Raw genomic sequence first — 14,957 nt, forward strand, 5'->3', positions numbered from 1 at the left:
ACTCGCTGGCAACTAACAACAGGGGTTGCGCTCGTTATAGGACTTAACCTGACACCTCACGGCACGAGCTGACGACAACCATGCAGCACCTTGTAAATTGTCTTGCGAAAAAACTGTTTCCAGTCCGGTCAATCTACATTTAAGCCTTGGTAAGGTTCCTCGCGTATCATCGAATTAAACCACATGCTCCACCGCTTGTGCGGGCCCCCGTCAATTCCTTTGAGTTTCATTCTTGCGAACGTACTCCCCAGGTGGGATACTTATCACTTTCGCTTAGCCACTGAGATCGCTCCCAACAGCTAGTATCCATCGTTTACGGCGTGGACTACCAGGGTATCTAATCCTGTTCGCTACCCACGCTTTCGTCCATCAGCGTCAATCCATTAGTAGTAACCTGCCTTCGCAATTGGTATTCCATGTAATCTCTAAGCATTTCACCGCTACACTACATATTCTAGTTACTTCCTAATAATTCAAGTCTAGCAGTATCAATGGCCGTTCCACCGTTGAGCGATGGGCTTTCACCACTGACTTACTAAACCGCCTACGGACCCTTTAAACCCAATGATTCCGGATAACGCTTGGATCCTCCGTATTACCGCGGCTGCTGGCACGGAGTTAGCCGATCCTTATTCTCACAGTACCGTCAAGACATTACACGTAATGTTGTTTCTTCCTGTGCAAAAGCAGTTTACAATCCATAGGACCGTCATCCTGCACGCGGCATGGCTGGATCAGGCTTGCGCCCATTGTCCAATATTCCTCACTGCTGCCTCCCGTAGGAGTCTGGTCCGTGTCTCAGTACCAGTGTGGGGGATCTCCCTCTCAGGACCCCTACCCATCGTAGCCATGGTAAGCCGTTACCTTACCATCTAGCTAATGGGACGCATGCTCATCTTTCACCGTTGTGACTTTAATAGTTCAACCATGCGGTTGTACTATACTATGAGGTATTAATCCAAATTTCTCTGGGCTATCCCTCTGTGAAAGGTAGATTGCATACGCGTTACGCACCCGTGCGCCGGTCTCTTGGTCCGAAAACCTATACCCCTCGACTTGCATGTGTTAAGCCTGCCGCTAGCGTTCATCCTGAGCCAGGATCAAACTCTTCATCGTATATTGTGCGCTTAATTAATTAAGCTATTATTATGCGACTCCAATTCTAGTGGTCTATTCTCAAATCTTTCGATTCTATTACTCTTATTCTTTTGTTCTAACATCTCTGTTAAAACGGCTGTCAATTCAATATGTCTAGGAACGTATTCTTATCGTTTAATCCACTTTTCGCTGTCTCTCAAAGCGGGTGCAAAACTAACAATTCTTTTTGTGACTGGCAAGAAATTTTTGAAGTTTTTTTGAAAAATATTTTTCCCGGTTTCTTCTCTTTTCTTATCAGTCTTTCAACGAACGTTGCGCGTTTAGCGGGGTGCAAAAGTAACATACTCTTTTAATTCCCACAAGCTTTTTTTAATCTTTTTTGAAAATAAATCTTCTTTGTGATTTTTATTACTTGTCAGTGTTTTAAAGAACTTAGTCGCTGTTGCGGGTGCAAAAGTAGACCCTTTATCCCTTTAAACAATGACTTTTTTGAGGTTTTTTTGATTTATTTTTTAATCTATTGGTATATTGAGCTTTATACAACCCCTTTTTTATCAAATCCATCGTTTTTACTGAAAATTTTAGGCCCTTTTTACGGTTTTATTACTTTTTGTGCCTTTTCAGAAGGGATTCATACCAGATGTATCGCCCTTTTTACCGCTTGTTAGTACTACTCTTTGTTCCTGGTTGTATTCGCCTGGGTTTTACTAATAGACTTTTATCACTCTTTGGGACGCGGATTTAACGGATTCGCTAATGCGAAGGCACGGAGGATCGCGGATTTATATTCCCTTCCTTAATATAAAGTGGTCTTTGTACCTCTCTATAGCTGTGTCCTATTAAAAAATACAGTTCTCGCAAAGGCGCGAAGGCGCAAAGAAAATTGTTCTAAACTTGGTGCCTTGGCATCTTGGCGAGAAAAACAAAGCTTAACTTAATCTAATTCGGCGCGGTGGGACGCGGATTTGACGGATTCGCTAATGCGAAGGCGCGGAGGATCGCGGATTTTTATTCCCTTCCTTAATATAATGTGGTCTTTGTACCTCTCTATAGCTGTGTCCTATTAAAAAATACAGTTCTCGCAAAGGCGCGAAGGCGCAAAGAAAAAAGTTCTAAACTTGTCACCTTGGCATCTTGGCGAGAAAAACAAAGCTTAACTTAATCTAATTCGGCGCGGTGGGACGCGGATTTGACGGATTCGCTAATGCGAAGGCGCGGAGGAGCGCGGATTTTTATTCCCTCCTTTATATAGTGGGGCTTTTATAGCTGTATCTTATTATAAAATATAGGTCTCGCAAAGGCGCGAAGGCGCAAAGAAAAAAGTTCTAAACTTGTCGCCTTGGCATCTTGGCGAGAAAAACAAAGCTTAACTCAATATATCTAGGTGCGGTGGGACGCGGATTTTATTGATTCACTAATGCGAAGGCGCGGAGGAGCGCGGATTTTTATTCCCTCCTTTATATAGTGGGGCTTTTGCAGTTGTATCTTATTATAAAATATAGATCTCGCAAAGGCGCGAAGGCGCAAAGAAAACAGTTCTAAACTTGGCGCCTTTGCTTCTTTGCGAGAAAAACAAAGCTTAACTTAATCTAATTCGGCGCGGTGGGAAGCGGATTTTATTGATTCGCTAATGCGAAGGCGCGGAGGAGAAAGGATTTTTATTCCCTTCCTTAATATAAGGTGGTTTTTCTAGCTGTATCTTATTATAAAATATAGGTCTCGCAAAGGCGCGAAGGCGCAAAGAAAATTGTTCTAAACTTGGCGCCTTTGCGTCTTGACGAGAAAAACAAAGCTTAACTTAATCTAATTCGGCGGGGTGGGAAGCGAATTTTATTGATTCGCTAGTGCGAAGGCGCGGATGAGCGCGGATTTTTATTCCCTCCTTTATATAGTGGGGCTTTTATAGCTGTATCTTATTAAAAAATATAGGTCTCGCAAACGCGCGAAGGCGCAAAGAAAACAGTTCTAAACTTGGCGCCTTGGCGTCTTGGTGAGAAAAACAAAGCTTAACTCAATATAATTAGGCGCGGTGAGACGCGGATTTGACGGATTCGCTAATGCGAAGGCGCGGATTTTCTTTGTTTCTTCTTTACCTATATATTAGGTGTTGTTTTTTTTATGAATACGACCTCATGAAAACGAATGTCCTAGGTACTATCTTCAATACCTAATTTATTTTGGTTAATTTTTATATATTTGTTACACCGAGAGGAAGCTTCTTGCGATTATTCACTGGATGTTTACCTTGTGTAGCCTCAATTTTTATGTTGGGGCTATTTTTTGCTATTGTGTCTTCTTCGAAGCCAATTGCCCGAGAGGTCAACTTTTGCTCCTCTTCTTGGATATTTAGCTGATAAATAGCATCGTAAGCTTCATTCTTTTTCCATAAATGATAAATCATTGTCAGTATCTTTTTTTGAACCGCCACATAACTTTTCATTTTTATTCCATGTTTTTCATAGGTTCTATCATATAAATCTTTGAAGGGTTTAACTTTGCATTGAATAACTACCAATGACGGCATATGTAAGGCGCGTCTTATTCTTGAATTCCCTCTTTTTGATATTTTGGTTTTACCAACACGCTTTCCTGATTGTGCTTCAACTACGTCATAACCCGCATAAGACACTAACTGTTTGTAATTCGTAAATAATGTAAAACCGTTGGTTTCAGCCAAAATAGTACTCAATGTTAAAATTCCTAATCCTTTCATTTTCAATATATTTTCAGTCTTGTCATAAACTTCTTTATTAGATTTCAAATGAATCTTTATTTCTTTGTCCAACTCTTTGAGCTGTGTCTCAAATAAAATTATGGTTTGCTCTAATTGATTTGTAACTGAATCCAAATGGTGCATTGCAAAACTCAACGCATCTAATTGGTTTTTTAAAACCGTTTTCAATTCGGTAACATTTTGATGTTGCCTTGTCAACAATCGTAATTCATAGAAAAAGGATCCCATTGGTTGCCATAAATCTAAGCACTGTTCGGCTCCCATTTGTGATAATCCTTTGGCATCAATGCTGTCATTTTTTGATTTGAGCCCAATAGCTTCCAAATATTTTTTTGCTTTATTAGGCAAAATTATAGAAACATCAAATCCTTTCCCAAACAAACAATAAGCACAATTCTCATGATAAATCCCTGTAGCTTCCATGCAAATTACCACAGGAATAGTTTCCTTTTTATGCTTTAAAATCCACTCTTCCAAAGAAGAAAATCCTTTTAATGTGTTAGAAATAATGGTACTTGACTTTACAGTTACCTTTTGTTTTTCATCAATAACACTAATACAAGCATTAATTTTTTTGCTTGAAACGTCTAATCCAACAGAATACTTTAAATTCATAACTCTTTGATTTAGAATCAATAAACAAAATATTACATAAATCTTTGCTCATTTTTTATACAAGATCCAAATTAAATTCTGGTCTTTAAGTACTATTGTGACTCGAAATGTAATAAAAACGAAATGGATTAACCTAATGTCTACAATATCATCAAAAGATGTATTTCGCCCCGATAGAATTTGGCCATTTCGTTTTGCTTATCAATTGTTGTATTTCAAAGATACATTTCATATTTTTAACATAGTCAAAGATATGAGCCCTGATAGTAGTGGAAATCCTTATGAGCCGGTGTTTGGCTCATAAGATTGTAGCGGATAGCAGGTTTAAGCTCCTTACCTAAACTAAGATTAATCTTTAATCAAATCGAATGGCTTTGACGGGTGAAATTTTTGTGATTATATAAGAAGGAATCAACAAAACTAAAGAACAAATCACTACTGTAAGCAAATTTAGAGATAAGATATACCCAAAATTCAAATATACAGGTGCTTGATTGACATAATAGCTTTCGGGATTGAGTTTTACTATTCCGAAATATTCCTGCACTAACAATACTGAAATTCCAATTAAATTACCCCAAAACAAACCTCTCACTATTAGATAAAAGGCATTGTACAGAAAAATTTTTCTTACTGACCAATTATCTGCACCTAACGCCTTAAGAATCCCTATCATTTGCGTACGTTCTAAAATAAGAACCAATAGGGCCACAACCATATTTATAGTCGCTACCAGTATCATTACCACCAAAATAACTATAATATTAAAATCGAAAAGTTGTAACCACTCGAATATATAACTGTATTTTTCAATAATTGTTTTACTATCTAGAGTTGAGGAGGTTTTTTTATAAACTTCTTCCCCTGTTTCTTTTATCGTATTAAAGTCTTTTACAAAAACCTCAAAAGCACCAATTTGATTGGACGACCATTTATTTATTCGTTGAATGTGACGAATATCACCTATTATATAAGTAGCATCGAATTGCTGAAACCCTGAATTGAAAATTCCGGCTATTTTGAATCGACGAATATTAGGTAATTGATTTTGGTCTTCCTTAATAAAGAAAGTATTAAAGTAATCACCCACTTTTAGATCTAGTCGATAAGCAAGAAATTGAGAAATTACAACTTCTTGGGTAATACCTTTGGAAAAAATAGGTAATCTACCTGAGACGAGATACTCTTTTAAATTCCCCCATTGATAGTCATCACCTACACCTTTGAAAATAATCCCTTCAAATGCAGTTTCAGTTCTTATAATTCCTGCTTTACTAGCTATAGCCTGTATATGATTTACTCCAGGAACTGAAATAAACTTGGGATAAAAATCTTGATGTTTTGAAATAGGTAATAATGTAGTTTCGGACTGGTTATTATCATAATTTGAAATTATGATATGACCATTGAATGCAGCAATTTTTTCCCTTATTTTATTTTGCAAACCTATTCCGGTAGCCACAGAAACAATCATCATAATCATTCCGATAGCAATAGCTGAAATAGCAATGTTAATAATTGGCGCCGATATGCTGCTTTTATAATCTTTGGCGGTTATAAGCCTTTTGGCTATAAAATACTCTAAATTCAAATTGTTTTATTTTGAGGAACTGAACAAATATACATAAAGTTTCATTTTACACTTTGCAAATCCAATAGTTAACACTAAAGTACCACTGAAACACAAAATAATCGTTTAGAGCGGCAATTTCTTTTTCATCTCTTCTACAATATTATAAGCTGCGGGACATATTGCAAGATTCTTGAGTGTTAAATCAGTAATTTGCTGAAACTTCTTTCGATCAGTATGAGGAAACTCTCTACATGCTTTTGGACGAACTTCATATATCATACATGCGTTCTCATGATCCAAAAAAGCACAGGGCACACTTTGCAACACATAATCTCTATCTTCATCAATTCGTAAATATTGCTCAATAAACTGTTGTGGTTTTTGTCTTAAAAACTTTGAAATTCTTTCAATATCTGCCAAAGTGAATAACGGACCGGTTGTTTTACAACAATTTGCACAGTTCAAACAATTGGTTTTTTTGAATTCGGCTTCATGAATATCTTGCATAACATAATCCAAATTCTTTGGCGCTTTCTTTTTTAGCCTATCAAAATACTTTTTGTTTTCGATATGCTTATCTTTGGCTAGTTTTCCTAATTCGTTTAAAGCTGGTTTCAATGCTGAAATATATAGATGATTCAGCAAAAGTACTAAACTTTAAACTTGGAAATTTAAACTTGAAACTAAATTTTATGAAAGATCTTTTCGGAAAAGCCATACTCGATTACCAAACCAATAACAATCCTGAGGATTTAATCACTGAAACTACTATTTCAGAAGAAGATGAGATGAGTGTCGCCTATCTTTTTAGGAGTTATGATCAAATGCCAAGGATAGAACAAAAAGCACTACAACTCACAAAAGGAAAAGTACTTGATGTAGGATGTGGAGCTGGAAGCCATAGTTTAACTTTACAAAACGACAGAAATCTTGATGTTACTTCAATTGACATTTCTGTAAATGCAATTCAAGCCTGCAAGCTTCGAGGCCTAAAAAAAGCAATTATTCAAGATGTAATGTCATTTGAAAATGAAAAATTTGACACTATAATAGTTTTAATGAATGGTCCGGGAATTTGTGGCAAATTACAAAACATCCCAAAGTTCCTTTTGAAATTAAAATCATTACTTTATCCAGGAGGACAAATATTAATGGATAGCTCAGACATTATTTACATGTTTGATGAAGATGAAGACGGGGGCAAATGGATTCCATCGGAAAACGAATACTATGGCGAAACTATTTTCAATATCACATATAAAGGAGAAAAAGAAACACCTTTAGATTGGCTTTTCTTAGACTATAACACACTTCAAAATGCGGCTATAGATAATAATCTTCAATGTGAACTAATAATAGAAGGAGAACACTATGATTATTTAGCTAGACTTTCATAGTATAGAAATTGAAACAACTAATCCTTTTTATACAACACAATTAAATAATTAAATTAGATTAAATCCAATAAATAAAACAATAAGGCTTTACCTTTAAATAAGAATAATAAAAAACCTCTACAAAAAATAAAATCTTTTTGTAGAGGTTTTTATTGTACTTTAAAACAATTACCCTTGACCTGCAATTTTAATAGGTAATTCATAAAGCACTCTAACTCTTTTACCGCGATTTTCACCAGAAGACCATTTAGGAGAACTAGATATTACTCTTTTAGCTTCAATACCAGTTCCATCTCCAAGATCTTTTACTACTTTAACATTTGAAATAGAACCATCAATTTCAATAACAAATGCAACTTTTAAAATACCTCCATTTCCTTCATATTCAGGAATTTTAAAATTTTTTCCAATAAAATTTAATAATTCATTATATCCACCAGGAAATTCTGGTCTAACTTCTACCTCTTCATAGTTATAAGGAGCATCGTCAACATAAGTACTAGTAGGTTGTGCAGAGGCAATATTCACAAAAACTAAAGTAATTACTGAAAGTAAAAATTTTTTCATATCGTAAATTATTTAAAGTATGTACGCTCTAAAAAAAGAAACATTACATAGTAGGTTTTAGTAAAAATACAAAAATATTCGAATAAAAAAACGATATTCATAAATATTAATACGCAAAATTACATGTTTCTCATGTGTAAAACATAAGCTTCTGATTTTGTGACATTTAAAAACAAGCACAACGAAAACGATTGAATTATTTTAACAAAAAAAAATGAATCATAAAAACACTAAAGAAAGCCTTCCGATTTGATCGAAATGTAAAACTTGGCATGTTTAAGGAATATTCAAGTATTTATGTGTTTGCAACGAGACACGCCATTTGGGATTATTCATTACATAATCTACTATAAGTGGAGTCATTTCCTCCTTTTTACTCCATTCAGGTTGAAGAAAAAGAATGGTTTCTGATTTAACTTTTTCAGCTTGTTCTTCTGCAAAAATAAAATCATGTTTATTATAAATTATAACTTTAAGTTCATTAGCATTATCATAAACCGTTTGAGTAGGTAACTTGTTTTTTTTTGGAGAAAGACAAATCCAATCCCAAATCCCACTAAGAGGATACGCACCGGATGTTTCAATATGCACTTTTAGTTTAGCCTCTTTTAATTTTTGAGTTAAAGGATTCATGTCCCACATTAAAGGTTCTCCTCCAGTAATTACAATAGTATCTGCAAATTTAGTTGCATTACTTACAATCAAATCGATTTTTGTGGGCGGATGCAATTCTGCATTCCAACTTTCTTTAACATCACACCAATGACAACCAACATCGCAACCACCAACTCTAATAAAATAAGCTGCAGTACCTGTATGGAATCCTTCTCCCTGTATGGTATAAAACTCTTCCATAAGAGGAAGCATGGTTCCTTTATTTACTTCTAATTGAACTTCTCTAGATAACATTATATAAATTTAGTCTGCAAAGATAAGCAATTAAAAACAACCCATAGAAATCCAAAAAAAAATGGCAATTATTTCTAATTGCCATTTTTAGTAAAATTATAGTTTATTTATTTTAAAGCTTTTAAAGAATCTAATGCATATTGATTAGCTGGATCAATTGCCAACGTTTTATTAAAAAGCTCAATTGCTTTATTCTTGTCTGTATTAGCATAACTTGCAGCAGAAGTATTATAACTTTCAATTATTTTTTTTATTACTGCAGGTTTAGCCAACTCCTCCTGTCCCTTTTCTGTAACAATATTAACATAATCACTATAATATTTTATTGTTAACTCATCATTTTCCAATAAACTATTAGTTCTTGCTCTATAAATATATGCATCTTGCGTTTTTGGAGAAGCTTCAATAACAGCCGCATAAGCCGCATCTGCCTTTTTTAACGATTCAACATCTGGCTTTACAATATCTTTTCTTGTATTATCAAAATACAAACTATTCCCTAAATAAAAGTTATCCAATACATAATTTTTTGATTCTTTATTAGCCACGGCTATCTCATAAATTTGAGCTGCTTGTTTAAATAATTTTTGCTCATAGAGTTTTTTTCCAACTTCACTAATATTTATTGCTAAACTATTAGCATCCATTTCAGCTGATTTCTTAATATCTAAAATACCATTATCAAATAAGAATTGGTCAACAGTTTTACCATCTTCGCTTACTGATTTTTTAATCTTTGCAAATCCTAAAGTTTGATAATCTAAAGCAATTACTTTATTACCAGGAGTTGAGATAAAACTATCTAGTGATTTTATTGCAACATCATAATTACCGTTCTGAAAAGCTGAAAACCCTAAATAACGTAAAATTCTTGGATTAACTTTATCCAATTCAATCATTTTATTTGCCTCAATCTCTAAAGCTTTGTATTCACCAGCTAAAACTAAAAAATCTGCATGACGCATTCTAGAATTAAGAGAGTAATCAGTTAACGATAAATATTTTTCATAATTAACCAAAGCTTTATCAACATAAACTCTATATTTAGAAGGTTCATTTCTTCCCCATAAATAATATGTTTCAGCTAATTCACGATAAACAGGCCCATAATTTGGATTAATGGCAATTACTTCATCGAAAGCTTTTATTGCTTCAGTATAAGCTTTTGCTCCTTTTAACAGAACACCTAATTGCATTTTTGCTCTAATTAATGTATTGTCAAAAGAATAAGCGTTTCTATAAGAAGAGTAAGCATCATTTTGATTTTTATCACCAAAATAAGCGTTCCCTAAAGCTAAGTTTAATTGTGCATCTTGAGGATTAATTAATTTAGCTTTATTTAACACATCAATAGCTTTCTTGTAATCGGGTTTTGTAGAAAAGGTATAAGCACGACCTATGAAAATATATTCTTCAATGTCTTTCTTTTTTAAATCTTTAGTAGCAATTGCAAATTTTTGTTCCGCAGCAGCTGGATTACCATTGTCTAAATCTATTAAACCAAAACCAATATTATTTAATCTTGCTCCTTCTGTACCCAAAAGACCTTTCTGATAATATATTTTAGCAGAATCGATATTATTTTGCAACATGTAAACATTACCTAAATAAAACGCTGCAGTACCATTAGTTGGCTTTGCATTAATAATAGATTTTAAAATAGTTTTAGCACTTTCAAATTGTTCTGCATCAATTGCTTTTTTTGCTTGGTTTATATCCTGCGCTTGAATAGTAGCCACAACAGCTAATAAAGCAATACTTAAAACTTTAACTTTGTTCATCTTCATTACATTAATTATTTTATTTCTATTATTTTTTAGAGTCACCTCTTATTATATTCAGATTCCTAGCGGGTATTTTATATGGTAACAAACCCGATTTTAGAACTATACGTTGTCCTATATCTCCTGCCACAAAAGAGGAAAAACCCATACCCAATCCAGAAGCTCCTTGACAATTCACTATAAACAAATCTCGTAACAAAGGATAAGTTCCCTCTGCAAAATTATTCTGGGAAGGAGCAAAATAACCTTCTTTATCTAGTCCTTTAACACTTAAAATATTTATATTTTTAATTATTGATTCCATGGAAGGTATAGGCTGCGATAACCAATTTACTCCAACAACTCCAATCATTCCATCATTTTCTGAAACAAATTTTAAAACTTCATTATTAGTTTTAAAAGTAAAAACATCTTTTTCAGGCAATCCACTTAATCCTGCTAATGCATTCATGTAATTTACAGTACTTGAATTCGGATTATCAAAAACCAAACCCTTTATTTTGGAATTCCTATTACCTTTCATAAAACCAATAACATCTTTTAAAGCTATTAAAGTATCATTGTTTGATTTATTAGAAACAAATGCAATACCATCGATAGCAAATTTAGTTATTTTAGGAACTATTTTGCTCTGTTCGAACACTTTTAACTCTTTTTTAGTTAAATTTCTAGCAATTGCAACAATTTTAGCTTTTTTGTTAAATAAAGAATTTAAAACTTCTGATTCAGACGAAGAAATTAATGTAAATTTCGCATCGTACTTACTTTCAAAAACCATTACTTCATCTTCAACAATAGGCGTAATTGTCTCATCAACAAGAATAGTTGCTTTACCTTTTAAAATAGTTTCTTTAACTATTGATTCATTTTCATTTTTTTTACAACTAAAAAAAATGAAAATAATCAAAACTAAAACATAAATATTTTTCAATCTGAACATAACTATTCTTTATTACTATTATATACACGAAAAAAACGGATAATAGAATATACAATTAAAACAACACCAAGTGCTATTCTATATTCCATTTGCATGTTAAAAGGAAACTTATTCCAAAATATAACCATTAAACCTAAAAAAAAATAGGCTAAAAAAACCAAAACAGTTATAATAAGAAGAAATCGCTCAATAAGCGATTTCTTCTTTAAATTATTAAATAAACTATTTAACATTATTCTGCAGATTGAATAGTAATTGGAAGAGAATATAAAACTCTCACTTTTTTACCATTTTGCTCTCCAGGAAGCCATTTAGGACATTTGCTTAAAACCCTAATCGCTTCTTTTCCTGTTCCATAACCAATATCCCTAACTACTTTGATATCTGTTAATGATCCATCTTTTTCTACAACAAAAGTAACATACACTTTACCTTTTAGACCTTCTTCTTCAGGAGCTTGATAATTCTTACCAACAAATTGATAAAACTTTTCAATTCCACCTGGATATTCAGGTTTTTGTTCAATTCCAGCTAAAGAGTGTACACTAGTGTCCTCCTCGATAACTTCAACAACTGGACCATTTCCAACTTCTTCAACTGTAAGAGGAGCATCTGGATCTCCTTTAATAGTTTCAGCACCCGTTTTTTTGTCCTTGATATCATCCATCTTTGGAGGATCTTCAGTAACATCTTCAGCCTTTGCAACAACAGGTTTTACAAATTTAACCTGATCTTGTTTTGGTGGTGGTGGTGGTGGTGGAGCAAGATCTTTTACATCTTCAACTTTCTTCTTAGGCGGCAATTTTACAGCAGTAATCTTGATATCAGTATCAACTTCTTCTCCTCCTTTTGGCAAGTAACTCGCTATAAGCGGAGCACTAACAGCTAGGCTAAAAAGAACACTACCAATGACAAGCGCTCGCATAGAAGTCTTACGATTCGATTTTCTAAGTTCGTAAGCACCATAAAGCTTATTACGTCCTTCGAAAACGATCTCAATCCATTGATTTTTTATTAAATCTAATTTCATTTTTTTTAATTATTAGGTTATAAGCAAAAAAATATTATTTTTTTGCTTCTAACAATTTTTGTTCTTCTGGTGAAAATTCAGGTACAATAGCATAGGATCCTGTTGCATTTACTCCAACAATTGCCATCTCATCCAAAACATCAACCAAATTACGATACGTTGATTTTTTACTTGGTTTAATAATAACAATCATTCCGTCTTTAGGTTTTCCTTTAGCTGTAGAGTACTGTTTAACCAATTCCATTCTAGCTAGCAATTCTTTTCGAATTCCATCTTTACCATATGTAAAATCTTTTGGAGCCGCAAGCGGTTTTTCCAACATACCTACATAACGCACCAATTTTCCATTTTCACCAAGAAGTAAAGTCATTGTACGATTTTCATCAACTTTAATATTACTCTCAGGAGCATTATTATCTTTTTCTTTATCTGGCAACGTCAAATCCATGGATTGAGGTTTAGACAACGTAGTGGTAAGCATAAAGAATGTGATTAGTAAGAACGCCAAATCCACCATGGCAGTTAAATCTACCTTTGAGTTTTGTTTTTTACTTCTTACTTTACCACCTTTTCCGCCTCCACCGTCGCCGGTATTTAATTCAGCCATTTTAGTGTGTCTTTTTTAATTAAAAATTCTTTCCTCTTAAACCCGTAACCAAGTTAAAGCTATTGATTTTTTGATCTTGCAAAATATCCATCACTTGTTTGATTGCAGGATATTGCTCCTTAGCATCTCCTTTTATTGCAAATTGCAATTCTTTGTCATTAATCTCTATATTAGCTTTACGAGAATATAAAATCCAATCTTTCAACTGATTATCCAAAGAGTCTTTAGGAACACCTGGTTGACCTGCCTTACTTCTTTCAGATGCTTTCATATCTAAAACTGCTTTTAGATTTTGAATTGGCACTCCAAAACTTTCCATTAGTGCAAATTTCTCTGCATCTGCTGCTGAAAAAGCTATATTGTATTTTTGCCCCATTAATTCTAGAGCTTTTTTACGAACTTCTCTTCCTTTCAAATCAAAGAATACAGCAGTTTTTCCATCTACTTTACCAATTGTCAAAGTAGACAAATCAGTAGCTGGCAATTTTGTTTGCACAGTAGACTGTGGAGTATCAACTGGTAATACTTCAGGTGTTTTAGCAGTGGCAGTCAAAATAAAGAACGTAAGCAAAAGAAACGCAACATCACACATCGCCGTCATATCGGTAGATGTGGACTTTTTTTTCATTTTTATTTTAGCCATTATTTATGTCTATTATTTTGATAAAATATTATCAAAAATTAATTATTGTTTTAAACTACCTCTGAAGTGTCTGTAAGTATTAACGATTGTTGTACCAGCCTCATCAATAGAGTACGTTAAATCATCAATTTTTGAAGTAAAGAAGTTGTAAGCAACAATAGCTGTAATAGATGTAGAGATACCAGTAGCCGTGTTAATCAAAGCTTCAGAAATACCTACTGCAAGTGCAGCTTGATCTGGAGTTCCAGCAGAAGCCAAAGCACCAAACGCTTTAATCATCCCTGATACTGTTCCTAATAATCCTCCAAGTGTTCCTAAAGAAACTAAAGAAGAAATAATAGTCATATTTTTTTCTAACATTGGCATTTCAAGAGAAGTAATCTCTTCAATTTCCTTATGAATAGTTTCAGCAGCTTCTTCACTGTTGAATCCTTCTTTTTTAACCTCTTGGTATTTAACTAATGCAGATTTAATTGCATTTGCTACAGAACCTTGTTGTTTATCACATGTAACAATAGCTCCATCAATATCACCAGTTTTGATACTTGCTTGAACTGTTTTCATGAATTTATCTAAATTTCCTTTTCCAGCAGCTTTTGCGATAACAAAATATCTCTCGATAGAAAACACAATAACCATTAATAACATACCTAATAATACTGGTACTATAAATCCTCCTTTATAAACTTGACCTAATGTGTTTAATGGGTGTCCTTTTTCAATATCACCACCTTCAAAATTTGATGGATCTCCCATTACTTGAGACCAGATTAACCAACCCACAAAAATACATGCTGCAATAATAATCCCTGAAACCATTCCTCCACCATTTGAAGTGCTTTCTTTTTTAACTTTAACGTTTGCCATTTTTTTAAATTTTAAATATTTATTTTAGTTTTAATAAACTTGTATAGGAGCAAATTTAAATTTTTAGTTGAAATAAAAAAACTTTTTTTGAAGTAATCTTGCAAATTATTTTATATTCAAAACATAAGCACTACGTTTTTTAAGAATAATTAAATATTTTTTTTAAAAAAGTGATTCAAAAAATTAAAAAAAA

Annotated in this window: 13 protein-coding genes and 1 rRNA gene (1 of these 14 only partly in view); 2 read left to right on the forward strand and 12 right to left on the reverse strand. The window is 33.4% G+C overall.

Annotated features, from left to right (window positions below; genetic code table 11):
- Positions 1 to 1,116: ribosomal RNA gene (locus OZP06_RS04905) — 16S ribosomal RNA — on the reverse strand; it reaches 398 nt to the left of the window's first position.
- Between the two features lie 2,170 nt (positions 1,117 to 3,286).
- Complete coding sequence (locus OZP06_RS04910) at positions 3,287 to 4,447, reverse strand: IS110 family transposase (protein ID WP_269222240.1); 1,161 nt, start codon at positions 4,445 to 4,447, stop codon at positions 3,287 to 3,289.
- 136 nt (positions 4,448 to 4,583) lie between these two features.
- Here OZP06_RS04910 and OZP06_RS04915 point away from each other — a divergent pair, with 136 nt between their 5' ends.
- Positions 4,584 to 4,751 (forward strand): hypothetical protein, encoded by a 168-nt coding sequence (locus tag OZP06_RS04915; protein WP_269223908.1) that lies wholly within the window; start codon positions 4,584 to 4,586, stop codon positions 4,749 to 4,751.
- 51 nt (positions 4,752 to 4,802) lie between these two features.
- Here OZP06_RS04915 and OZP06_RS04920 read toward each other — a convergent pair whose 3' ends face one another.
- Entirely contained in the window at positions 4,803 to 6,038 is a 1,236-nt protein-coding gene (locus tag OZP06_RS04920) for an FtsX-like permease family protein (protein ID WP_269223909.1), read from the reverse strand.
- A gap of 105 nt (positions 6,039 to 6,143) precedes the next feature.
- Entirely contained in the window at positions 6,144 to 6,638 is a 495-nt protein-coding gene (locus tag OZP06_RS04925) for a YkgJ family cysteine cluster protein (protein WP_269224552.1), read from the reverse strand.
- A gap of 74 nt (positions 6,639 to 6,712) precedes the next feature.
- On the opposite strand from OZP06_RS04925, the gene OZP06_RS04930 reads away from it, so the two are divergent.
- Complete coding sequence (locus OZP06_RS04930) at positions 6,713 to 7,417, forward strand: class I SAM-dependent methyltransferase (protein ID WP_269223910.1); 705 nt, start codon at positions 6,713 to 6,715, stop codon at positions 7,415 to 7,417.
- Positions 7,418 to 7,585: 168 nt separating this feature from the next.
- Here the strand turns inward: OZP06_RS04930 and OZP06_RS04935 are convergent, their stop codons facing one another.
- From OZP06_RS04935 to OZP06_RS04970, 8 genes are all read right to left on the reverse strand, one after another.
- Entirely contained in the window at positions 7,586 to 7,984 is a 399-nt protein-coding gene (locus tag OZP06_RS04935) for an energy transducer TonB (RefSeq protein WP_269223911.1), read from the reverse strand.
- Between the two features lie 276 nt (positions 7,985 to 8,260).
- Positions 8,261 to 8,893, reverse strand: coding sequence for a 7-carboxy-7-deazaguanine synthase QueE (locus OZP06_RS04940; protein WP_281238754.1), 633 nt, complete (start codon positions 8,891 to 8,893; stop codon positions 8,261 to 8,263).
- A 107-nt stretch (positions 8,894 to 9,000) separates the two neighbouring features.
- Positions 9,001 to 10,674 (reverse strand): hypothetical protein, encoded by a 1,674-nt coding sequence (locus OZP06_RS04945; protein WP_269223912.1) that lies wholly within the window; start codon positions 10,672 to 10,674, stop codon positions 9,001 to 9,003.
- 28 nt (positions 10,675 to 10,702) lie between these two features.
- On the reverse strand, positions 10,703 to 11,617 hold the full coding sequence (locus OZP06_RS04950; RefSeq protein WP_281324305.1) for a substrate-binding domain-containing protein: 915 nt from the start codon (positions 11,615 to 11,617) through the stop codon (positions 10,703 to 10,705).
- 232 nt (positions 11,618 to 11,849) lie between these two features.
- Positions 11,850 to 12,647 (reverse strand): energy transducer TonB, encoded by a 798-nt coding sequence (locus OZP06_RS04955; RefSeq protein ID WP_269223913.1) that lies wholly within the window; start codon positions 12,645 to 12,647, stop codon positions 11,850 to 11,852.
- Positions 12,648 to 12,681: 34 nt separating this feature from the next.
- A complete protein-coding gene (locus OZP06_RS04960; protein WP_269223914.1) occupies positions 12,682 to 13,254 on the reverse strand; it encodes a biopolymer transporter ExbD in 573 nt (190 codons plus the stop codon).
- A 19-nt stretch (positions 13,255 to 13,273) separates the two neighbouring features.
- Positions 13,274 to 13,897: a biopolymer transporter ExbD gene (locus tag OZP06_RS04965; protein ID WP_281238751.1), complete on the reverse strand. Its 624-nt coding sequence runs from the start codon at positions 13,895 to 13,897 to the stop codon at positions 13,274 to 13,276.
- A 42-nt stretch (positions 13,898 to 13,939) separates the two neighbouring features.
- Positions 13,940 to 14,764, reverse strand: a complete 825-nt coding sequence (locus OZP06_RS04970) for a MotA/TolQ/ExbB proton channel family protein (RefSeq protein WP_269223916.1) — start codon at positions 14,762 to 14,764, stop codon at positions 13,940 to 13,942.
- Positions 14,765 to 14,957 lie beyond the last annotated feature (193 nt).

The sequence above is a fragment of the Flavobacterium sp. IMCC34518 genome (assembly GCF_027111095.2).
Taxonomy (GTDB): domain Bacteria; phylum Bacteroidota; class Bacteroidia; order Flavobacteriales; family Flavobacteriaceae; genus Flavobacterium; species Flavobacterium praedii.

Excerpts from the sequence above, each read along its gene's own strand:
- OZP06_RS04930 (WP_269223910.1), top strand. The coding sequence starts at position 6,713 with ATGAAAGATCTTTTCGGAAAAGCCATACTCGATTACCAAACCAATAAC.
- OZP06_RS04955 (WP_269223913.1), bottom strand. The coding sequence starts at position 12,647 with ATGAAATTAGATTTAATAAAAAATCAATGGATTGAGATCGTTTTCGAA.
- OZP06_RS04960 (WP_269223914.1), bottom strand. The coding sequence starts at position 13,254 with ATGGCTGAATTAAATACCGGCGACGGTGGAGGCGGAAAAGGTGGTAAA.
- OZP06_RS04965 (WP_281238751.1), bottom strand. The coding sequence starts at position 13,897 with ATGGCTAAAATAAAAATGAAAAAAAAGTCCACATCTACCGATATGACG.
- OZP06_RS04970 (WP_269223916.1), bottom strand. The coding sequence starts at position 14,764 with ATGGCAAACGTTAAAGTTAAAAAAGAAAGCACTTCAAATGGTGGAGGA.
- OZP06_RS04950 (WP_281324305.1), bottom strand. The coding sequence starts at position 11,617 with ATGTTCAGATTGAAAAATATTTATGTTTTAGTTTTGATTATTTTCATT.
- OZP06_RS04945 (WP_269223912.1), bottom strand. The coding sequence starts at position 10,674 with ATGAACAAAGTTAAAGTTTTAAGTATTGCTTTATTAGCTGTTGTGGCT.
- OZP06_RS04935 (WP_269223911.1), bottom strand. The coding sequence starts at position 7,984 with ATGAAAAAATTTTTACTTTCAGTAATTACTTTAGTTTTTGTGAATATT.
- OZP06_RS04915 (WP_269223908.1), top strand. The coding sequence starts at position 4,584 with ATGTCTACAATATCATCAAAAGATGTATTTCGCCCCGATAGAATTTGG.
- OZP06_RS04940 (WP_281238754.1), bottom strand. The coding sequence starts at position 8,893 with ATGTTATCTAGAGAAGTTCAATTAGAAGTAAATAAAGGAACCATGCTT.
- OZP06_RS04910 (WP_269222240.1), bottom strand. The coding sequence starts at position 4,447 with ATGAATTTAAAGTATTCTGTTGGATTAGACGTTTCAAGCAAAAAAATT.